21 protein-coding genes are annotated in these 20,353 nt (G+C 75.3%); 12 read left to right on the top strand and 9 right to left on the bottom strand.

Going from position 1 to position 20,353, the window contains the following annotated elements; all coding sequences use genetic code 11:
• Positions 1-21: 21 nt before the first annotated feature.
• The 4 genes from ACZ5HG_RS10845 to ACZ5HG_RS10860 all read right to left on the bottom strand — a co-directional run bounded on the left by ACZ5HG_RS10845 (position 22) and on the right by ACZ5HG_RS10860 (position 3,753).
• On the bottom strand, positions 22-693 hold the full coding sequence (locus tag ACZ5HG_RS10845; RefSeq protein WP_464176058.1) for a TetR/AcrR family transcriptional regulator: 672 nt from the start codon (positions 691-693) through the stop codon (positions 22-24).
• A 292-nt stretch (positions 694-985) separates the two neighbouring features.
• Entirely contained in the window at positions 986-2,197 is a 1,212-nt protein-coding gene (locus tag ACZ5HG_RS10850) for an SPFH domain-containing protein (RefSeq protein WP_464176061.1), read from the bottom strand.
• Positions 2,198-2,312: 115 nt separating this feature from the next.
• Positions 2,313-2,795, bottom strand: a complete 483-nt coding sequence (locus tag ACZ5HG_RS10855; RefSeq protein ID WP_464176063.1) for an NfeD family protein — start codon at positions 2,793-2,795, stop codon at positions 2,313-2,315.
• A gap of 172 nt (positions 2,796-2,967) precedes the next feature.
• Positions 2,968-3,753 (bottom strand): ABC transporter ATP-binding protein, encoded by a 786-nt coding sequence (locus ACZ5HG_RS10860; RefSeq protein ID WP_464176066.1) that lies wholly within the window; start codon positions 3,751-3,753, stop codon positions 2,968-2,970.
• 64 nt (positions 3,754-3,817) lie between these two features.
• Here ACZ5HG_RS10860 and ACZ5HG_RS10865 point away from each other — a divergent pair, with 64 nt between their 5' ends.
• Positions 3,818-4,627 (top strand): hypothetical protein, encoded by an 810-nt coding sequence (locus tag ACZ5HG_RS10865; protein WP_464176068.1) that lies wholly within the window; start codon positions 3,818-3,820, stop codon positions 4,625-4,627.
• A gap of 51 nt (positions 4,628-4,678) precedes the next feature.
• Here ACZ5HG_RS10865 and glgA read toward each other — a convergent pair whose 3' ends face one another.
• Entirely contained in the window at positions 4,679-5,944 is a 1,266-nt protein-coding gene (glgA, locus tag ACZ5HG_RS10870) for a glycogen synthase (protein ID WP_464176071.1), read from the bottom strand.
• A gap of 71 nt (positions 5,945-6,015) precedes the next feature.
• Between glgA and glgC the strand changes: the two genes are divergently transcribed.
• The 4 genes from glgC to serB all read left to right on the top strand — a co-directional run bounded on the left by glgC (position 6,016) and on the right by serB (position 12,021).
• Positions 6,016-7,257 carry a glucose-1-phosphate adenylyltransferase gene (gene glgC, locus ACZ5HG_RS10875; RefSeq protein ID WP_464176073.1) on the top strand — a complete coding sequence of 414 codons (1,242 nt, stop codon included), beginning with the start codon at positions 6,016-6,018 and terminating at the stop codon, positions 7,255-7,257.
• A gap of 48 nt (positions 7,258-7,305) precedes the next feature.
• The gene (locus ACZ5HG_RS10880; protein WP_464176076.1) at positions 7,306-8,709 is read left to right on the top strand and encodes a 3' terminal RNA ribose 2'-O-methyltransferase Hen1; all 1,404 of its coding nucleotides are present in this window, start codon (positions 7,306-7,308) and stop codon (positions 8,707-8,709) included.
• Positions 8,706-11,282, top strand: a complete 2,577-nt coding sequence (locus ACZ5HG_RS10885; RefSeq protein WP_464176078.1) for a polynucleotide kinase-phosphatase — start codon at positions 8,706-8,708, stop codon at positions 11,280-11,282. The genes ACZ5HG_RS10880 and ACZ5HG_RS10885 overlap by 4 nt, the downstream gene beginning before the upstream one ends.
• A 79-nt stretch (positions 11,283-11,361) precedes the next feature.
• A complete protein-coding gene (gene serB, locus ACZ5HG_RS10890; RefSeq protein WP_464176080.1) occupies positions 11,362-12,021 on the top strand; it encodes a phosphoserine phosphatase SerB in 660 nt (219 codons plus the stop codon).
• Between the two features lie 52 nt (positions 12,022-12,073).
• Here serB and ACZ5HG_RS10895 read toward each other — a convergent pair whose 3' ends face one another.
• The 3 genes from ACZ5HG_RS10895 to fabG form a co-directional block, all read right to left on the bottom strand.
• Complete coding sequence (locus tag ACZ5HG_RS10895; protein WP_464176083.1) at positions 12,074-12,595, bottom strand: SixA phosphatase family protein; 522 nt, start codon at positions 12,593-12,595, stop codon at positions 12,074-12,076.
• A 99-nt stretch (positions 12,596-12,694) separates the two neighbouring features.
• Positions 12,695-13,462 (bottom strand): enoyl-ACP reductase FabI, encoded by a 768-nt coding sequence (fabI, locus tag ACZ5HG_RS10900; RefSeq protein WP_464176085.1) that lies wholly within the window; start codon positions 13,460-13,462, stop codon positions 12,695-12,697.
• Positions 13,463-13,508: 46 nt separating this feature from the next.
• A complete protein-coding gene (gene fabG / locus ACZ5HG_RS10905) occupies positions 13,509-14,249 on the bottom strand; it encodes a 3-oxoacyl-ACP reductase FabG (protein ID WP_464176088.1) in 741 nt (246 codons plus the stop codon).
• 174 nt (positions 14,250-14,423) lie between these two features.
• Between fabG and ACZ5HG_RS10910 the strand changes: the two genes are divergently transcribed.
• From ACZ5HG_RS10910 to ACZ5HG_RS10920, 3 genes are read left to right on the top strand one after another with little or no spacing between them, the layout of a single operon-like run.
• Positions 14,424-14,768, top strand: coding sequence for a DUF3099 domain-containing protein (locus tag ACZ5HG_RS10910; RefSeq protein WP_464176090.1), 345 nt, complete (start codon positions 14,424-14,426; stop codon positions 14,766-14,768).
• Entirely contained in the window at positions 14,765-15,022 is a 258-nt protein-coding gene (locus ACZ5HG_RS10915) for a hypothetical protein (RefSeq protein WP_464176092.1), read from the top strand. The genes ACZ5HG_RS10910 and ACZ5HG_RS10915 overlap by 4 nt, the downstream gene beginning before the upstream one ends.
• Entirely contained in the window at positions 15,013-15,972 is a 960-nt protein-coding gene (locus ACZ5HG_RS10920) for an SURF1 family cytochrome oxidase biogenesis protein (RefSeq protein ID WP_464176095.1), read from the top strand. Before ACZ5HG_RS10915 ends, ACZ5HG_RS10920 begins: the two co-directional genes overlap by 10 nt.
• 22 nt (positions 15,973-15,994) lie before the next feature.
• Here ACZ5HG_RS10920 and ACZ5HG_RS10925 read toward each other — a convergent pair whose 3' ends face one another.
• Positions 15,995-17,593: an ABC-F family ATP-binding cassette domain-containing protein gene (locus ACZ5HG_RS10925; protein ID WP_464176097.1), complete on the bottom strand. Its 1,599-nt coding sequence runs from the start codon at positions 17,591-17,593 to the stop codon at positions 15,995-15,997.
• Between the two features lie 303 nt (positions 17,594-17,896).
• Here ACZ5HG_RS10925 and ACZ5HG_RS10930 point away from each other — a divergent pair, with 303 nt between their 5' ends.
• The 4 genes from ACZ5HG_RS10930 (at position 17,897) to ACZ5HG_RS10945 (ending at position 20,300) form a co-directional block, all read left to right on the top strand.
• A complete protein-coding gene (locus ACZ5HG_RS10930; RefSeq protein WP_464176100.1) occupies positions 17,897-18,493 on the top strand; it encodes a biotin transporter BioY in 597 nt (198 codons plus the stop codon).
• Positions 18,490-19,254 carry an energy-coupling factor ABC transporter ATP-binding protein gene (locus tag ACZ5HG_RS10935; protein WP_464176102.1) on the top strand — a complete coding sequence of 255 codons (765 nt, stop codon included), beginning with the start codon at positions 18,490-18,492 and terminating at the stop codon, positions 19,252-19,254. Before ACZ5HG_RS10930 ends, ACZ5HG_RS10935 begins: the two co-directional genes overlap by 4 nt.
• Complete coding sequence (locus ACZ5HG_RS10940; protein WP_464176104.1) at positions 19,251-19,853, top strand: CbiQ family ECF transporter T component; 603 nt, start codon at positions 19,251-19,253, stop codon at positions 19,851-19,853. Before ACZ5HG_RS10935 ends, ACZ5HG_RS10940 begins: the two co-directional genes overlap by 4 nt.
• Positions 19,854-20,003: 150 nt before the next feature.
• On the top strand, positions 20,004-20,300 hold the full coding sequence (locus ACZ5HG_RS10945) for a WXG100 family type VII secretion target (RefSeq protein WP_464176107.1): 297 nt from the start codon (positions 20,004-20,006) through the stop codon (positions 20,298-20,300).
• The last annotated feature ends 53 nt before the right edge of the window (positions 20,301-20,353 follow it).

Genomic DNA, 20,353 nt, shown 5'->3' on the forward strand with positions numbered 1-20,353 from the left:
GGTGCGGCGCGCCGGCCGTGGTCAGCGAGCGGTGCCGTGCAGCAGGACGTCGACGATCTGCGCGGTGGGCGTCTCGGCGTCCTCGGCCAGTCCGGGGGGACCCTGGCCCATGGTGGTGGCGAGCAGGATGCGCACGAGCACCTGGGGCTCGACGCGCAGGTCGTCGCGGAACGGGTCGAGGCGACGGGCCGCCGCCTCGTTCAGCGCGGACATGGCGCGCAGGTGCGCGTCGCGTCCGTGCCGGAACTTGCCGTGGCCGCCCTCGTCGGCCGCACCCCGGGCGGTGCGCACCGCGTGGGCGCGCCGACCCTCCTCGGAGGTGAGGATGCCGTGCACGGCGACCATGACCCGGCGCAGCCGGCGCGCGTTGCCGGCCAGGTGCTCGGCGAGCTGCGTGACCTCGTCGGCCAGGGTGGCGGTGGGCGGCAGCGCGTCGATCGCGGCGACCGCGTCGGTGGGGTCCATCACCTGCTGGGCGGCGGACATCAGCAGCTCGACCTTGTCGTCGAACGCCCGGAACAGCGTCCCCTCGGCGACGCCGGCGGCCAGCGCGATCTGCCGGGTGGTGACCTGGGCACCGTGCATCTCGAGCAGCGGGATCGTGGCGACGGCGATGGCGGTCCGCCGGTCCTCGCGGCTCAGCGGGCGGGCACGCCCGGGGCGGCCGCTGTCCGTGGGCACGACGTCATCCATGCCGCCCAGCGTAAGTGAGTGAGCACTCACTCGCAAAATCGTCGCCCCCGGCAACTGATCGATCATCACCCCGCACCCCCGCCTCGTCGCCCGGACCAACGTCCCGCGGCGGGGTGCCGTTCCCGTCTCCGGTCCCCACTGCGCGGCGCGGAAGGGTGCCGTTCCCGCTCACGACCTGACGCGGGCGACCCGCCGCGCCCGGGCACGACGACGCCCGCCGTGCGCACGGCACGACGGGCGTCGTCGTCGATCGGTCCCCGCCTCGGCGGGAGGCGACCGGTTCAGCCGGGGATCACGGCGCAGGCGGCGTGCCCTGCTCCGGGGCCGGCGGGACCGGCGGCACCGGCGGGTACGCCGACGTGGGCGGCTGCTCCCCCGTGTGCCGCGCCCCACCCTGCTCCGGACGCTGCCCCACCTCGGCGGTCGGGTCGAACGGCCGGCCGCTGAACGTGCCGGCGCTGGTGGCGTCGGCGGTGGCGGCCTGCGACTCGCGCCGGGCCTCGGCCAGCGCCTCGGCCGGGTCGACCAGCGAGGTCGGCGGCAGGACGTCGGCACCCAGCGGGGACTCCCCCGCCGGACGGCTCGGCGCCGCGGGAGCGCCCGGGGCCCCGCCGAACGCTCCGGCGAAGCCCTGGGTGAGCTGGCCGAGCGCGCCGGTCAGCTCCGAGGGCACGATCCACACCTTGTTCGCCGGCGAGGACGCCAGCTTCGGCAGCGTCTGGAGGTACTGGTACGCCAGCAGCTTCGGGTCGGCGTCGCCACGGTGCACCGCGTCGAACACCTGGAGGATCGCGCGCGACTCGCCCTCAGCGGTGAGGATCGCGGACTGCGCCGCACCCTCGGCCCGCAGGATCGCCGCCTGCTTCTCGCCCTCGGCGGTGAGGATCTGCGACTGCTTGACGCCCTCGGCGGTGAGGATCGCGGCACGACGGTCGCGCTCGGCGCGCATCTGCTGCTCCATCGCGCCCTGCACCGAGGCGGGCGGGTCGATGCTCTTCAGCTCGACGCGGTTGACCCGGATCCCCCACTTGCCGGTGGCCTCGTCGAGCACGCCTCGCAGCTGGCCGTTGATCTGGTCACGGCTGGTCAGCGTCTGCTCGAGGTCCATCGAGCCGATCACGTTGCGGAGCGTGGTGACGGTGAGCTGCTCGATGCCGGTGATGTAGTTCGCGATCTCGTACACGGCCGACTTCGGCTCGGTCACCTGGAAGTAGATGACCGTGTCGATGCTGACCACCAGGTTGTCCGAGGTGATCACGGGCTGCGGCGGGAAGGACACCACCTGCTCGCGCAGGTCCACCCCGGCGCGCACCCGGTCGACGAACGGGATGATCAGGTGCAGGCCGGCGTCCAGCGTCCGGTTGTACCGACCCAGCCGCTCCACGAGCAGCGCGACCGTCTGCGGGACGACGCGCACCGCCCGGGCGAGCGTCACCACCACGAAGATCACCAGGATCGCCAGGAACACGTATCCCACGATCGCGCCCACGTTGGTCTCGTCCACGCCGCCTCCTCGATGGCCCGCCCCCTGGCCGGCCGTCCTCGTCCGGTGCCGCGACCGGCCGGTCGCGACGGTCAAGCAGATCTGGTGCGCGGACCGTGGCCCGCGCCGGAGCCCCTCAGCGGTCCGCGGGCTCCGGGTGCTCCGGGTTCTCGGCAGCGGTGCCGCCCCCGGCGACGGCGTCCACCACGGCGGTCGCCCCGTCGATCCGGACCACCCGCACGTCGGCACCGGTGGCGAAGGTCGCGCCCGGCAGCGCCGCCCGGGCCGACCACACCTCGCCGGCGAGCTTCACCCGGCCACCGCCGTCGTTCGTCGGCGCGACGACCACGGCGGGCCGCCCGACCAGCGCGGCGGAGTTGGTCTCCACCAGCTCGGTGCGGGCGCGCAGGTGCCGCAGCAGCCAGGGCCGCAGCGCGAAGAGCAGCAGCAACGAGCTCACCGCCGCGAGCAGGATCTGCCCCGCCACCGGCAGCCCCAGCGCCGCGCCGAGCGTCCCGCCCAGCGCGCCCCCGGCCAGCATCAGGAAGATCAGGTCCAGCGAGAACATCTCCAGGACGCCCAGCAGCATCGCGCCACCGAGCCACCACAACCAGCCCATGACCGCTCCCCTCCTCGTGGTCGTCGACGACCACCGGTCCCGCGTGCACCACCTGAGCGGCAGCGTCCCGGGACGGGGCGTCGTCGTCGCGGCACCCAGGCCGCACCACCGATCCTAGACGGTGCCTTTGCCGATCCGTGAGGTATCGCCCGGATCGGTTCTCAGCCCGCTCTCATCCGGCGGAGCGTGCGGTCCAGCGGTCGCCCACCCGGTCCACCTGCAACGGCGTGCCGAAGGCCTCGCTCAGCGTCGACGCCGTCAGCACCTCCGCGACCGGCCCGGCGGCGTGCACCCGGCCGTCGCGGAGCAGCAGCAGGTGGGTGAAGCCCGGCGGGATCTCCTCGACGTGGTGGGTCACCAGCACCAGCACCGGGGACCGCCGGTCGGCGGCCAGCTCGGCCAGCGCCGACACCAGCTCCTCGCGCCCGCCCAGGTCCAGGCCGGCGGCCGGCTCGTCCAGCAGCAGCAGCTCGGGGTCGCTCATCAGCGCGCGGGCGATCTGCACCCGCTTGCGCTCGCCCTCGCTCAGCGTGCCGTACCGGCGGTCGGCCAGCCGGTCCACGCCGAACGCGGCCATCAGGTCGTGCGCCCGGTTCTCGTCCACCGCCTCGTAGGTCTCGCGCCAGCGGCCGGTCATGCCGTAGGCGGCGGTGAGCACCACGTCGCGCACCTGCTCGGAGGCCGGGATCCGCTCGGCGAGCGCCGCGCTGGCCAGGCCGATCCGCGGGCGCAGCTCGAAGACGTCCACCCGGCCGAGCCGCTGGCCCAGCAGGTCGGCGGTGCCGCTGGTCGGGTGCATCCGCCCCGAGGCGACCTGGAGCACGGTGGTCTTGCCCGCGCCGTTGCGACCGAGCACCACCCACCGCTCGCCCTCGCGGACGGTCCAGGACACCTGGTCGAGGATCGTCGTCGTCCCACGCCGGACGGACACGTCATGCAGGTCGAGCACCGAGGTCATGGCACCCGACCCTAGTCGCGGAGCCGCGCGCCGGGGTGCGCCGCGCGCCGCGTAGGTTGGTGGCGTGGACCACTCACCCCTCACGCTGCCCCGATCGGTGCTGCTCGCGCTCTGGCTCGCCGAGGGTCCCGCCGGCGCGGGCCCCGGCCACGTGCAGCGGGTGCTCGACGCGGTGCAGGGCGAGGACGAGCCGCACCGGGTGGTGGTCGGCGACGGCGTGCCCGGCCTGCCCGAGGCCGGTACCACCCCCGGTCTGGCCGATCTGGTCGCCGCCTGGGCGAGCGGGCCGCGGTCGGTCGCCGCGGTGCTCCCGACGCCGGGCGACGCCGCGGGCACCCCGGCCGTCGTGGCGCAGCACGCCCAGGCCGCCGGCGAGGCGGTGCTGGTGACCACCCCGGACGGGTCCTGGGCGGCGGTGCCGGAGGTCGAGCGCTTCGGCAGCGTCTACGAGCCGGGCCACCTGGTGACCTGGCGGGTGCTCGCGGTGCCGGACTGGGAGCACGCGCTGGCCGGGAACCTGGGCAGCCTGGCCGACGCCGAGCACGACCTCACCCGCGCGCTGGCCCGCGCCACCGACGCGCTGGTCACCCTCGACCTGTCCCGCTGGCGCCCCGAGGCCGCCGAGCAGATCGCCGCGCTGCGCTCCACGGCCGACCCCGGCTGGCGGCTGCCGCCCGGCACCGAGCAGCGCCGCGTGCGGGTGCTCACCACGGCGGTCCGGCTGCGGGCGATCGTCGCGCTGGCCACCGCCGACGACGGCGCCGCGGTGAACGTGTTCCAGGCCGACCAGCGCACCGGTGCGCTGCGGGACGTCGACCACGCCGCCCGCCGCGCGATCGCGGTGGCGACCCACCCGGGTCCGCCGGCCCGCTGACCCGGTCGCCCGGCACCGACCGCCGGCGCCCGCGCGACCCGCGCCCGCGCCTCAGCGCGCCGCCAGCACCGCCCGGTACACGTCCAGCGTCCGCTCCCCGATCGCGTCCCAGGAGAAGTGGTCCTCGACCCGGGTGCGCGCCGCACGGCCCCACGCCGCCGCCCGCTCCGGGTCGTGCACCGCCTCGGCCAGCGCGGCACCGAGGTCGGCGACGAACCGCTCCGGGTCCACCGGGGTCCCGGTGCCGTCCCGCACCTGCTCGATCGGCACCAGCCAGCCGGTGCGCCCGGCGTCCACGACCTCCGGGATGCCCCCGGTGGCGGTGCCGACCACCGGCAGCCCCACGGCCATGGCCTCGAGGTTGACGATGCCCAGCGGCTCGTAGACCGACGGGCAGGCGAAGACCGTGCACACCGACAGCACCGCGACCAGCTCCGGGCGGGGAAGCATCCGGTCGATCCACACCACGCCGTCGCGGCGGGTGCGCAGCTGCTCGACCAGGGCGGTGACCTCGGCCAGGATCTCCGGGGTGTCCGGCGCGCCCGCGCAGAGCACCAGCTGCACCTCGGGCGGCAGCGTCTCGGCGGCGCGCAGCAGGTACGGCAGGCCCTTCTGCCGGGTGATCCGCCCGACGAAGACCACCGCGGGCCGGTCGGGGTCGATGCCGTTCGCCACCGCGAGCGCCCGCGCCTCGGCCTGCTCCTGCTCGCCGGCGGGTCGCCGCCAGCCGGTCAGGTCGATGCCGTTGTGCACCACGTGCACGCGCTCGGGGTCGATCGCCGGGTAGCAGCGCAGGATGTCGGCGCGCATGCCGGCGCTCACCGCGATCACCGCGTCGGCCGCCTCGAAGGCGGTCTTCTCCGCCCAGGACGACAGCGCGTAGCCGCCGCCGAGCTGCTCGGCCTTCCACGGGCGCAGCGGTTCCAGGCTGTGCGCGGAGACGACGTGCGGCACGCCGTGCAGCAGGCTCGCGAGATGACCGGCCAGGTTCGCGTACCAGGTGTGCGAGTGCACGAGGTCGGTGCGCTGCCCGGTGCGGGGGCCCGCGTCGCCGCCGGAGACGTCGTCCACGTGCTGCCGGCCGATGCCGTCCACGATCGCCAGGTCCACCCCGAAGGTGGCCAGCGCCGGGTTGGCGCCGGTCAGCGCCTCGGGCACGTCGTAGCCGGCCACGCCGGGCTCCTCGCGGGGGCCGTCGAAGCAGTGCACGCGCACGTCGACGGCCCGTCGCAGCACCGCGGCGAGCTCCGCGACGTGCACGCCGGCCCCGCCGTAGACGTGCGGCGGGTACTCCCGGGTCAGCAGATCGACTCTCACGCGCGACACGCTAGCGCGGAAACGCGCGTTCACCTCGCCGCAGGGGCCGCGCGGGGCCTAGGGTTCGGGGCATGGCAGCGCCGCGCATCCTGGCAATCGTCCTCGCAGGTGGAGAGGGCAAGCGGCTCATGCCGCTCACCGCGGCCCGGGCGAAGCCCGCGGTGCCCTTCGGCGGCATCTACCGGCTGGTGGACTTCGCGCTGTCGAACCTGGTGAACTCGCACTACCTGCACATCATCGTGCTCACCCAGTACAAGTCCCACAGCCTCGACCGGCACGTGTCGAAGACGTGGCGCATGTCGACCCTGCTCGGCAACTACGTGTCCCCGGTGCCCGCGCAGCAGCGGGTGGGCAAGCACTGGTACCTGGGCAGCGCGGACGCGATCTACCAGTGCCTGAACATCCTGGACGACGAGCGGCCGGACATCGTGGTGGTGGTCGGCGCCGACCACGTGTACCGGATGGACTTCTCGCAGATGGTCGACCAGCACATCGCCACCGGCGCGGAGATCACCGTCGCGGGCATCCGGCAGCCGATCGACATGGCCGACCAGTTCGGCGTGATCGAGACCGACCCGTCCGACCCGCACAAGATCGCCGCGTTCCGCGAGAAGCCGACCGACCCGGTGGGCCTGCCGGACGCCCCGCACGAGATCCTCGCGTCGATGGGCAACTACGTCGTCAACACCGACGCGCTGGTGCGGGCGGTCACCGAGGACGCCGAGAACCCGACCTCGCGGCACGACATGGGCGGGGACCTGGTGCCGGCGTTCGTGGAGCGCGGCACGGCCGCGGTGTACGACTTCAAGGACAACGACGTGCCGGGGTCCACCCCGCGCGACCGCGACTACTGGCGGGACGTCGGGACGCTGGACTCGTACTACGAGGCGAACCAGGACCTGATCTCGGTCGAGCCGGTGTTCAACCTCTACAACGACGCCTGGCCGGTCTACACCGGCTACACGGGCCTGCCGCCGGCCAAGTTCGTGCACGCGGGCGCCGGGCGCCTGGGCCACGCGGCGGACTCGATCGTCTCCCCCGGCGTGATCGTCTCCGGCGCGACGGTGTCCGGCTCGGTGCTGTCGCCCGGGGTGTACCTGCACTCGTGGGCGCAGGTCACCGACTCGGTGCTGATGGACGGCGTGACGGTGAACCGCTACGCGCAGGTGCACCGGGCGATCCTGGACAAGAACGTCGTCGTGCAGGACCGCGCCCGGGTCGGGATCGACCGCGAGGCGGACCTGGCGCGCGGGTTCACCGTGACCGAGTCCGGGATCACCGTCGTGCCGAAGGGCACCGTCGTCGAGGCCTGACGGCTGGCTGACCACGCAAATCACCGGCGGGGCGCGGCCCGGGATGCGATGCTCGCTGACGTGCTGCTCACGCTGACCTCCACCGCCCCGCAGGCCGCCGACCTGGGCTTCCTGCTGCACAAGCACCCGGACCGGGTGCAGCGCTTCGACGTCTCCGGCGGCGCGGCGCACGTGTTCTACCCCGAGGTCGGGCCCGAGCGGTGCACCGTCGCGCTGCTGCTGGAGGTCGACCCGGTGGCGCTGGTCCGCGGCTCCGGGCCGGGCGGCAAGGGCGGCGGCTTCGCCCTCGCGCAGTACGTCAACGACCGGCCCTACGCGGCCTCCTCGCTGCTGTCCGTGGCGCTGCGCTCGGTGTTCCGTTCGGCCATGGCGGGACGCTGCGACGCCCGGCCCGAGCTGGTGGACGCTCCCCTGCCGCTCACCGTGCACCTGCCGGCGGTGCCGTGCCGGGTGGAGGACGACGACCTGATCCGCGGGCTGTTCGAGCCGCTGGGCTGGCGGGTGCGTGCCGAGCGCCTGCCGCTGGACCCGACGCTGCCGCACTGGGGACCCTCGCGCTACGTCGACCTGGTGCTGGAGGGCGAGCAGACCGTGGCCGCCGCGCTGTCCCACCTGTACGTGCTGCTGCCGGTGCTGGACGGCTCCAAGCACTACTGGGTGGGCGCGGACGAGATCGACAAGCTGCTCGGTGCCGCCGGCGCCTGGCTGCCGGACCACCCGGAGCGCGAGCGGATCACCCACCGCTACCTCGCCGGTCAGCGGAGCCTGGCCCGCACCGCCCTGGACCGGCTCGCCGAGGTGGACGACACCGTGCTCGCCGCCGAGGAGGAGCCGGAGGACGCGGCGACCGTCCCGCTGGCGCGCACCCGCGCCGCCGCCGTGCTGGCCGAGCTGCGCGCGGCGGGTGCCCGCAGCGTCGCCGACCTGGGCTGCGGGGAGGGCGCCCTGATCGACCGGCTGCTGGACGAGCCCACGATCACCCGGGTGCTCGGCACCGACGTCTCGGTGCGCGCCCTGGAGCGCGCCGCGCGGCGCGTCGACCGCCGGGCCGAGCGGCAGCGCGAGCGGCTGACCCTGGTGCAGTCCTCGCTCACCTACACCGACGACCGGCTGACCGGCTTCGACGCCGCCGTGCTGATGGAGGTGGTCGAGCACCTGGACCCGCCGCGGCTGGGCGCCCTGGAGCGCGCCGTGCTCGGACACGCCCGCCCGGCCACGCTGGTGGTCACCACCCCGAACGCGGAGCACAACGTGCGCTACGGGCTGCACGACGGCGAGCACCGGCACGCCGACCACCGCTTCGAGTGGGACCGTGCCGCGTTCCGTGCCTGGGCGCAGGGCGCCGCCGAGCGCCACGGGTACGCCGTGCGGTTCGTCGCCGTCGGCGAGGACGACCCCGACGTCGGGCCACCGACCCAGATGGCCGTGCTGACCCGGGGGGAGGCGGCATGAGCGACCTGGTGGTTCCGGACCTGTCCCTGGTGGTGCTGGTCGGGGTGTCCGGCTCCGGCAAGTCCACCTTCGCCGCCCGGCACTTCGGCCCCTACGAGGTGCTGTCCTCCGACGACTTCCGCGGCTGGGTGAGCGACGACCCCGCCTCGCAGGAGGCCACCGCCGATGCCTTCGCGCTGCTCGCGCACGTGGCCGGCACCCGGCTCGACCACGGTCGGCTCACGGTGGTCGACGCGACCAGCGTGCAGCCCTCGGCGCGCCGCGAGCTGGTCCGGCTGGCCCGCGACCACGACGTGCTGCCGGTCGCGGTGGTGCTGGACGTGCCGGTGGCCGAGGCCCTGGCCCGCAACGCGGCACGCACCGACCGGGCGATCCCGGACCACGCCGTCCGGCGGCAGGACGCCCAGCTGCGCAAGGCCCTGCGCGGGCTGCGCACGGAGGGCTTCCGCACCGTGCACCACCTGGTCGGCACGGAGCAGATCGACGCCGCGACGATCGTGCGCGAGCCGCTGCGCAGCGACCACCGCACCGACTCGGGGCCCTTCGACCTGATCGGCGACGTGCACGGCTGCCTTGGCGAGCTGCTGACCCTGCTGGGCCGGCTCGGCTACGCGATCAGCACCGACGCCTCCGGACGGCCCGTCGACGCCGCGCACCCGGAGGGCCGGCGCGCGCTCTTCCTCGGCGACCTGGTGGACCGCGGCCCGGACAGCGTCGGCGTGCTGCGCCTGGTGATGGGCATGGTCGGCGCCGGCCACGCCCTCGCCGTGCCCGGGAACCACGAGCACAAGCTGGTGCGCGCCCTCGACGGCCGCGACGTCACCGTCGGCCACGGCCTGGCGGGCACGCTGGACCAGCTCGCCGGCGAGGACGAGGCGTTCCGCGCCGAGGTGCGCGAGTTCTGCGACGGGCTCGTGGCGCACCTGGTGCTGGACGAGGGGCGGCTGGTCGTCGCGCACGCCGGGCTGACCGAGCGGTTCCACAACCGTGCGTCGGGCCGGGTGCGCTCCTTCGCGCTGTTCGGCGACACCACCGGCGAGACCGACGAGCACGGTCACCCGGTGCGCCTGGACTGGGCGGCCGACTACCGCGGGTCCGCCGCCGTGGTCTACGGGCACATCGCCGTCGAGCGGCCGACCTGGGTGAACAACACGCTGTGCGTCGACACCGGCTGCGTCTTCGGCGGCTACCTCACCGCCCTGCGCTGGCCGGAGCGGGAGATCGTCCAGGTGCCCGCCGAGCAGACCTGGGCCGACCCGGGCCGCCCGTACCACCCGGTCGCCGCCGACTCCCCGGAGGGCGCGCACCGCGAGCCGGACGTGCTCGACGTGACCGACGTGCTGGGCCGCCGCTCGGTCACCACGGCGCTGCACGGCCGGGTCACCGTCGCCGAGGAGAACGCCGCCGGGGCGCTGGAGGTGATGAGCCGCTGGGCCATCGAGCCGCGCCGGCTGCTCTACCTGCCGCCGACCATGAGCCCGTGCGCCACCGCGCCCGCCGGCGACCTGCTGGAGCAGCCGTCCGCCGCCTTCGACCACTACGCCGCCGACGGCGTGACCGAGGTCGTCTGCGAGGAGAAGCACATGGGGTCGCGCGCCGTCGTGCTGGTCTGCCGCACCCCCGAGGTCGCCGCCGACCGCTTCGGCCTGCCCGCCGGCACCACCGGTGCCGTGCACACCCGCACCGGCCGTGCCCTGCTCGCCGACGACCTCGCCGAAGCGCTGCTGGCACGGGTGCGGGAGGCCGCCACCCGCGCGGGCACCTGGGACCGCCTGGGCGACGCGGACGGCCCCGCCGACTGGCTGCTGCTGGACGCCGAGGCGCTGCCCTGGTCGCTCAAGGCCGGCGAGCTGCTGCGCGAGCAGTACGCCGCCGTCGGCGCCGCCGCCCGGGGAGCCCTGCCCGCCGCGCTCGCCGTGCTCGACCAGGCCGCCGCGCGCGGGGCCGACGTCGCCGACCTGGCCGCGCGCACCGCCCGGCGCACCGAGGACGCCGAGCGCTTCGCCGCCGTCTACCGGCGCTACGCCTGGGACGTCGACGGCCTGGACGGCGTGCGCCTGGCCCCGTTCCAGGTGCTCGCCACCGATCGCGGCACCTACGAGCAGCGCGACCACCTGTGGCACCTCGAGGTGATCGACGCCCTGGTCGCGGCCGACCCCACACAGCTGCTGCTGACCACCCGGCGGCTGGTCGTCCGCACCGACGACGACGCCTCCCGCGCCGCGGGCGAGCAGTGGTGGACCGACCTCACCGGTGCCGGCGGCGAGGGCATGGTCGTCAAGCCGCTCGCCAACCTGGTGCGCGGGCCGCGCGGCCTGGTGCAGCCCGGCGTGAAGGTCCGCGGCCGGGAGTACCTGCGGCTGATCTACGGCCCCGAGTACACCGAGCCCGGGCAGATCGACCGCCTGCGCAGCCGCAGCCTCACCCGCAAGCGCTCGCTCGCGCTGCGCGAGTACGCGCTGGGGATCGAGGCGCTGCACCGCGCCGTCGCCCGCGAGCCGCTGTGGCGGGTGCACGAGGCGGTGTTCGCGGTGCTCGCGCTGGAGTCGGAACCGGTGGACCCGCGGCTGTGAGGCGGGGCGGCGGGGCGCCGCGTGCCCACGGGTCGGCACCGGATCCCACCCCCGCGCGCCGCCCGGTAGCGTGCCCCGCGTGAGCCAGGACAGCGCCCCCGCCCGCCTCGTCGTCATGGACGTGGACTCCACGCTCATCACCGCCGAGGTGATCGAGCTGCTGGCCGCGCACGCCGGCGCCCGGGAGCAGGTCGCGGCGATCACCGAGCGCGCGATGCGCGGGGAGCTCGACTTCGCCGAGTCGCTGCGCGAGCGGGTCGCCACGCTGGCCGGGCTGCCGACCACCGTCTTCGCCGAGGTGCTGGCCGAGATCGTGCTCTCCCCCGGCGCCGAGGAGCTGATCGCCGAGCTGGGCCGTCGCGGCTGGCCGGTGGCGCTGGTGTCCGGCGGCTTCGTCGAGGTGGTCGGACCGCTCGCCGCCCGCCTGGGGATCACCCGCTACCGCGCGAACGCTCTGGAGGTGGTCGACGGCCGGCTCACCGGGCGGGTCGAGGGCGAGATCGTGGACCGGGCGGTCAAGGCCCGCACGCTGCGCGAGTACGCCGACGCCCTGGGGGTGCCGATGGCGCAGACCCTGGCGATCGGCGACGGCGCGAACGACCTGGACATGCTGGCGGCGGCGGGCTTCGGGGTGGCGTTCAACGCCAAGCCGGTGGTCTGCGCGCAGGCCGACGCCGTGGTGCGCGACCGGCTGGACGGGGTGCTGGCGCTGCCGGCCTTCGCGCCGGACGCCGCCTGACCTGCCGGGCCGCCGGCACCCTCGCGCCGCCGGAGCGCGCGACCCGCCCGCGTCAGGCGGGCGAGACCACGCGGAGCAGCCGCGCGGCGTCCGGCACCAGGTCCGCCCACGCCCCGGGCACGTCGAGCACCGAGTAGGTGGCGGTCGGCACGCCGACCCGCACCCGCGCCATCGCCGCGGTGTCCGAGCCCGGCCCGGCCAGCGCGGCAGCGGTCTGCGAGACCGTCGGCTCGTGCCCGACCACCAGCACCGTGCCCGCGCCCGGGTCCACCGCGTGCAGCAGCCCGAGCAGGGTGCGCACCCCGGCGGAGTACAGCTCCTCGCTCAGCCGGGCCACCTCCGGCGCCAGGCCGAGGCCGGCGCGCACCAGGTCCCAGGTCTGCCGGGTGCGGATCGCCGAGGAGACCAGCACCACGTCGGGCACCAGCGCGTCGGCGCGCAGGGACGTCCCGACCTCGGACGCCTGGCGACGGCCGGCAAGCGCCAGCGGTCGCAGGTGGTCCTCGAGGGAGCCGCCGGGCTCCGCCTTGGCGTGGCGGAGCAGGACGAGCTGGCGGGTCACGGCATCGGTCACACCGATTAGGGTCGCACGTCCGGCGCCCCGGGGACGACGACGCCCGGCCGCCGTCCCCGGGAGCGGGGCGACGACCGGGCGGTCGCGGAGGGACGAGGGCTACTGGCCCATGGCGTGCACGCCGCCGTCGACGTGCACCATCTCGCCGGTGGTCTTGGGGAACCAGTCGGACAGCAGGGCGGCCACGGCGCGGGCGGCGGGCTCCGGGTCGGACACGTCCCAGCCGAGCGGCGCGCGGCCGTCCCAGCCGTCCTCCATCGACGCGAAGCCGGGGATCGACTTGGCGGCGGTGGTGCGGATCGGGCCGGCGGAGACCATGTTGACCCGGATGTTCTCCGGGCCGAGGTCGCGGGCCAGGTAGCGCGAGGTGTTCTCCAGCGCGGCCTTGGCGACACCCATCCAGTCGTAGACCGGCCAGGCGAAGCGCGCGTCGAAGGTCAGGCCGACGATCGAGCCGCCGCCGGTGAGCAGCGGCCGGGTGGCCAGCGCCAGCGACTTGAGCGAGAACGCGGACACCTCGAGCGCGGTGGCGACGTCGGCCCACTCGGCGGCCAGGAAGTTGCCGCCCATCACGGACTGCGGCGCGAAGCCGATCGAGTGCACCACGCCGTCCAGGTGGTCCACGTGCTCGCGGACGCGGCCCTCCAGGGCGGCCAGGTCCTCGGCGTCGGTGACGTCGAGCTGCACGACCGGTGCCTCCTGCGGCAGCCGGCGGGCGATGGCCTGGGTCAGCCGCGCCTGGCGGCCGAAGGAGCTGAGCACCACCTGGGCGCCCTCCTGCTGCGCGAGGCGGGCGACGTGGAACGCGATCGAGCCGTCGGTGAGGACACCGGTGACGAGGAGCTTCTTGCCGTCGAGGAGACCCATGGTGGTTCCGTTCTGCTGGTACGGGCGGGGACAGATGCTGTGGGGGTCAGTGACCCATGCCGAGGCCGCCGTCGACCGGCAGCACGGCGCCGGAGATGTACCCGGCGGACGGCGAGGCGAGGAACTCCACCGCGGCGGCGATCTCGTCCGCGGCGCCGAAGCGGTGCGCGGGGATCGACGCCAGGTAGGCCTCCTGGCGGTCGGCGGGCAGCTCGGCGGTCATCGCGGTCTCGATGAAGCCGGGGGCCACCACGTTCGCGGTGATCCCGCGGGCACCGAGCTCGCGGGTGATCGAGCGGGCCATGCCGACCAGCCCGGCCTTGGTGGCGGTGTAGTTGACCTGCCCGGCGTTGCCGTACAGGCCGACCACCGAGCCGATCATCACGATCCGCCCGCGACGCAGCCGGATCATGCCCTTGGACGCGCGGCGCACGCAGCGGAACACCCCGGTCAGGTTGACGTCGAGCACCTGCTCGAAGTCCTCGTCGGTCATCCGCATCAGCAGCTGGTCGCGGGTGACGCCGGCGTTGGCGACCAGCACCTCGACCGGGCCGTGCGCGGCCTCGACGGCAGCGAAGGCGGCCTCGACGCTCGGGGTGTCGGTGACGTCGCCCGCCACGCCCAGCACGCCCTCGGGGGCCTCGCCGGAGCGGGTGATCGTGGCGACCTTGTCGCCCGCGGCGACGAAGCGCTCGGCGATGGCCTTGCCGATGCCGCGGTTGGCGCCGGTCACCAGCACGGAGCGCGGCTCGGGGCGGGGGGCGGTGGTGTTCGTCGTCTCGGGCACGAGAACTGACGGTATCCGACGGTTCCGGGGCCCGCGGTGCACCGGCGTGCCCCATGTTGCCGGGCCGGTGTTGTCCGGATCGCACAAAGGCGGTGCGGCCCGACGTGACCGGCGCCTCAGCGTCGGCGCGCCCGCCCACCCGCCGCGCGCGGCCGGCCGCGCCTACGATCAGGTGTGAGCAGGCGGCCCCCGGTGCAGCGCGTCACCGACGCACCCGAGTCCCTGGCGGCCGACCAGGCGCGCCGGACCCGGAACTACCTGTGGCAGATGGGTCTGCGCGTGGTGTGCTTCCTGCTGGCCGTGGTGCTCTGGCCGCACGTGCCGCTGTGGGTCAGCCTGACGCTGCTGGTCGGCGCCGTGGTGCTGCCCTACGTGGCGGTGCTGCTGGTGAACGCCGGGCGCGAGCGCCGCGACCCCGCCCCGCCGGGGGTGGAGCTCGACCCGCGCCTGCTCGGCCCGGGCTGGTCCGCCGGTTCGCACGACGCCCCGATCGATCCCGCACCAGGAGAGCACCGATGAGCCAGCCCACCCCGGACAGCGTCGACGAGCTGGTCTGCTCCGCGCGCGGCTGCCGGCAGGAGGCCACCTGGGGCGTGCTGTGGAACAACCCGACGCTGCACACCCCCGAGCGCCGCAAGGTCTGGCTGGCCTGCGACGCGCACCGGGAGTACCTGGAGGAGTACCTGCGCGCGCGGGTGTTCTGGAAGTCCACGGTCCCGGTGGCCGATCTGCCGCGGGTGGAACAGGGCGCTCCGGGGCTGCCATGGCGCTGACCGGCGCGGTGCCGGGGCTGTCCCGGCTGAGCCCGCACGCCCGGCGCGCGGTCGGGCTGGTGCTGCTGGCGGTGGTGCTGGCGACCGCCTGCACGTTCCTCGGCCGGTGGCAGTGGAACCGGCACGTCGCCCGTGACGCCGCGATCCGCCTGGTGGAGGCCAACTACGACTCGACGCCCGTGGCGCTGGCCGACCTGCTCCCCCGCACGGACGCGACGCTGGACCCCGACGACGTCTGGCGGCAGGTGACCGTCGAGGGCCGCTACGACGCGGACGCGACGGTGCTGCTGCGCAACCGGCCGGTGGACAGCCAGCCCGGCTTCCACGTGCTCGTGCCGCTGGTGCTGACCGACGCGAGCACCGGCGCCGATCCCGTCGTGCTCGTGGTCGACCGGGGCTGGGTGGCCTGGGACGACGACGCCAGCGGCGAGATCGACGTGCCCGCGCCGCCGTCCGGCGAGGTGGCCGTGACCGTGCGGATGCGGCGGGACGAGCCCGCCAGCGACCGCAGCGCCCCCGCCGGGCAGGTGCAGGCGATCCACGTGGACCAGGTGCTCGCCGCCGGCGGCATCAACCGGGCCGCGACCTCCTACGCCGCCTACGGCGCGGTGGTCACCGAGCAGCCCGCCGCCGCGACGGCGCTGGGCCGGCTGCCCGCACCGAGCACCGACCCCGGCTCGCACCTGTCGTACGCGTTCCAGTGGTGGACCTTCGCTCTCGGCGCGCTGGTCGGCTTCACCTGGATGGCGCGGCGCGAGGTCCGCGACGGGCGGGCGCTCGCGGAGGCGGGTGCGGCGATCGGGGACGACCCGACGCGTGCCGGGACGGGGCCGGGCACCGGCAGCGCTCCCCCGGCCGCGGGAGCCGCGCCCGGCACGTCCCCCGCACGCCGACGTCGCCGCCCCTCCGACGAGGAGACCGAGGACGCGCTGATCGACGCGCAGTCCTGACCCGCGGCCGGGTCCGCGTGGCTCAGGCCAGCGTCACGAGCTCCAGGTAGGACGGGTTCCACAGGTCCTCGTCGCCGTCCGGCAGCAGCACCACCCGCTCCGGGTTCAGCGCCTCGACCGCGCCCTCGTCGTGCGAGACCAGCACCACCGCGCCGGTGTACGAGCGCAGCGCCGCCAGGATCTCCTCGCGGGAGGCAGGGTCCAGGTTGTTGGTCGGCTCGTCCAGCAGCAGCACGTTCGCCGAGGACACCACCAGCGCCGCGAGCGCCAGGCGGGTCTTCTCGCCGCCGGAGAGCACCCGGGCGGGCTTGTCCGCGTCGTCGCCGGAGAACAGGAACGAGCCGAGCACCGAGCGCACCTGCGTGTCGGTGAGGTCGGGGGCCTGCGAGCGCAGGTTCTCCACCACGGTCCGGTCCAGGTCGAGCGTCTCGTGCTCCTGGGCGTAGTAGCCGAGCTTGAGGCCGTGCCCGGGGATCACCTCGCCGGTGTCCGGCTCCATCAGCCCGCCGAGCATCCGCAGCAGGGTCGTCTTGCCGGCGCCGTTCAGGCCGAGCACGACGACGCGGCTGCCCCGGTCGATCGCCAGGTCGACCCCGGCGAACACCTCCTGCGAGCCGTAGGACTTCGACAGGTCGGCGGCGGTGAGCGGGGTCTTGCCGCAGGCGGCGGGCTCGGGGAACCGCAGCCTGGCGACCTTGTCCTGCGCGCGGACGTCCTCCAGGCCGGACAGCAGCCGCTCGGCGCGGCGGGCCATGTTCTGCGCGGCGACGGTCTTGGTGGCCTTGGCGCGCATCTTGTCGGCCTGCGCCATCAGCGTCGAGGCCTTCTTCTCGGCGTTGGCGCGCTCGCGGCGGCGGCGCTTCTCGTCGGTCTCGCGCTGCTTGAGGTACGCGTCCCAGCCGAGGCTGTACTGGTCGAGCTCGCCGCGGTTGGCGTCCAGGTGGAACACCTTGTTCACCGTGTCGCGCAGCAGGTCGACGTCGTGGCTGATCACGATGAACCCGCCGGGGTACACCTTGAGGTAGTCGCGCAGCCAGATGATCGAGTCGGCGTCGAGGTGGTTGGTCGGCTCGTCCAGCAGCAGGGTGTCCGCGCCGGAGAACAGGATGCGCGCGAGCTCGACGCGGCGGCGCTGACCGCCGGACAGGGTGCCGATCTGCTGGGCGAGGATCCGGTCGTCCAGGCCAAGGTTCGCGGTGATCCGGTGCGCCTCGGACTCGGCGGCGTAGCCCCCGGCGGCGGTGAACCGCTGCTCGAGGCGCGCGTAGCGCTCCATGGCGGCCTCGCGGGTGTCGTCGTCCGCGCTGGCCATCGCGCCCTCGGTCTCGCGCATGGCGGCGACGATCTCGTCCAGGCCGCGCGCGGACAGCACCCGGTGCATCGCCAGGGTGGTGAGGTCGCCGGTGCGCGGGTCCTGCGGCAGGTAGCCGATCTCGCCGGAGCGGCTGATCGTGCCGCCGGTGGGCTGCGTCTCGCCCGCGAGGGTCTTGGTGAGCGTGGTCTTGCCGGCGCCGTTGCGCCCGACCAGGCCGATCCGGTCCCCCGCGGCGAGCCGGAAGGTCGCCGAGGACAGCAGCGTGCGCGCCCCGATCTGGAGCTCGACGCCCTGCGCTGTGATCACTGGTTCCCTCGTCCTGTCCTCGCCCGCACGCGGGCGCACCGATGCCGCGCGCTCCCTCGCGGCCCGGCACAAACGCCGCTCATTCTACGAGGCTCCATGCCCCCGGGCCGACCCCATATCCGCGGTGCGCACCTGCCGGAACCTCCAGCCGTGGGGTGCCGGGCTTGGCCGGGCCGTCCAGAGACCCGCCGCCGGGCCGACGGCTAGCGTGGCCGCGTACGGTGCCGCCCCCGCGCACCGCCCACCCGAAGCGAGGCGCAGCCGATGTCCGACACCTCCCCCGCCGATCGCAGCGTGCCCGCGATGCCCGTCGACGCGGCCGTGCCGGTGCCGGTGACCCGCACCTCCGTCGCCACCGACGTGGCGCTGGTCGCCACCTTCGCGGCCTTCGTCGCCGTGTGCGCCGTGCTCCCCGCGATCCCCACCGGCGGCGCGGTCCCGATCACCCTGCAGACCTTCGGCGTGGTGCTCACCGGCCTGGTGCTCGGCCCGCGGCGCGGCACCCTCGCTCTGCTGCTCTACGTGGCGGTCGGCCTGGCCGGGCTGCCGGTGTTCTCCGGCGGCGCGGGCGGGCTCGGCGTGCTGGGCGGCGCCTCCGCGGGCTACCTGCTGGCGTTCCCGGCGGCGGCGGCTGTCGCGGGCGGTCTCGGGCTGCTGGCCCGGCGGGCCCGTCCGGCGTGGCGGGTACCGGCGTTCTTCGGCGCGGCGACCGCCGCCACCCTGCTCACGGTGCACCCTCTGGGCATCGCGGTCATGGGCTGGCGGCTGGGCATGTCGGCCTCGGAGGCCGTCGCGGCCGGCGCGGTGTTCCTGCCCGGCGACGTGATCAAGAACGTGCTCGCCGCGGTGGTCGCCGCCGCCGCGGTCCGCGCGTTCCCGGACCTGCTGCGCGGCCGGTGATCGAGCTCGACGGCGCGCTGGTCACCGCCTGGGCGCCGGGGGCGGCCGCCGCGGACGGCCGCGGGGACGGCCGGCGCGGGCGGTCAGCGCCCGAGCACGTCGTGCGGATCCTCGGCCCGGTGACCTGCACGCTCACCGAGCGGCGGGTCGCGGTGGTCGGCGCCAACGGCTCCGGCAAGTCGACCTTCGCCCGCCTGCTCAACGGCCTCACCCTGCCCTCGGCCGGCACCGTGCGCGTCGACGGCCTCGACACCGCCCGCGACGGGGCCGCCGTCCGTCGCCGGGTCGGCTTCCTGTTCACCGATCCCGACGCGCAGGTCGTCATGCCGACCCCCGTCGAGGACGTCGCGCTGTCCCTGCGCCGCACCGGCGTCCCCGCCCGCGAGCGCGACGCCCGCGCCCGCGAGGCGCTGGACCGGGTCGGCCTGGCCGATCGCGCCGACCTGCCGGTGCGCGCCCTGTCCGGCGGCCAGCGCCAGCTGCTCGCCCTCGCCGCCGTCCTCGCCACCGAGCCGCAGGTGCTGGTCTGCGACGAGCCCACCACCCTGCTCGACCTGCGCTGGCGCGCCGCCGTGGACCGGATCCTCGCCGACCTGCCGCAGCAGGTGGTGGTCGTGACCCACGACCTCGACGCCGCCGCCCGCGCCGACCGGGTGCTGGTGGTCGACGACGGGCAGGTGGTGCACGACGGCGCCCCGGAGACGGCGATCGCCGCCTACCGTGGACTGATGGCCGCGCCCGACCCAGCCCCGCGCCCGTGACCCTGCTCGGCCTGCACCGGCCCGCACGCACCCCCCTGGACCGCACCCCGGTGGGTGCCAAGCTCGCCGCGCTGGCCCTGCTCGGCCTCGCCGTCGTGCTCACCCGGGGGGTCGTCGCGTCGACCGCGCTGCTCGGCGTGGTCGTGCTGGCCGCCGTCCTCGCCCGCCTCCCGCTGCGTCGCACCCTGCGCGCGCTGCTGCCGGTGCTGCTCACCGCCGCCCTCGCCGGGGCGTACCAGTGGTGGGCGCGCGGGTGGACCTCCGCGGTCGAGGTGGTCGCCGATCTGCTCGCCCTGGTGCTCGCCGCCACCGTGGTCACCGCCACCACCCCCGCCGACCGGCTGCTCGACGTGCTGACCCGTGCTGCCCGCCCGCTGCGCCACCTCGGCATCTCCCCCGACGTCGTCGCGCTGACCGTGGCGCTGGTGCTGCGCACCGTGCCGGAGATCGCCCGCACCGTGCACGAGGTCCGCGACGCCGCCCGCGCCCGGGGTGTCGAGCGCGACCCCCGCGTGTGGCTCACCCCCGCCGTGCTGCGGGTGGTCGGCCGGGCACGCGACCTCGGCGAGGCGCTGGCCGCGCGCGGGATCGTGGACTGATCAGGGTCTTCCCTCACCACGGCACGCAATTCGGGCGCGCGTAGGGGAAACCACTCACGCGACGCCACGCGACGCGCTGACCTGTGCCAACGTCGGACTCTCGCCCCGTCGCCCGGCGGGACGCACCGATGCCGCAGCAGGGAGCACGCGATGGCCAACATGAACGTCAGCTACCAGGAGATCGAGCAGGCCGCGACGCGGCTCGCCACCGGGCAGGAGGAGCTGACCACCCGGCTCACCGAGCTGCGGACCTTCATCGCGAGCCTGATCTCCTCGGGCTTCGTCACCGACCAGGCCTCCGTCGCCTTCGGCGAGTCCTACGAGCAGTTCACCACCGCCGCCACGCAGACCGTCGGTGCGCTGACCAACCTCGCGCAGTACCTGCGGTCCACCGCCTCCACCCTGTCGGAGGTCGACTCCCAGCTCGCGGCCGGCCTGCGCCGCTGACCACGTCCGTCGCGCGGGCGGCCCGGCGATCGGTCCGCCCGCGCGACGTCGTC

Source organism: Cellulomonas sp. GTC20042 (genome assembly GCF_055389595.1).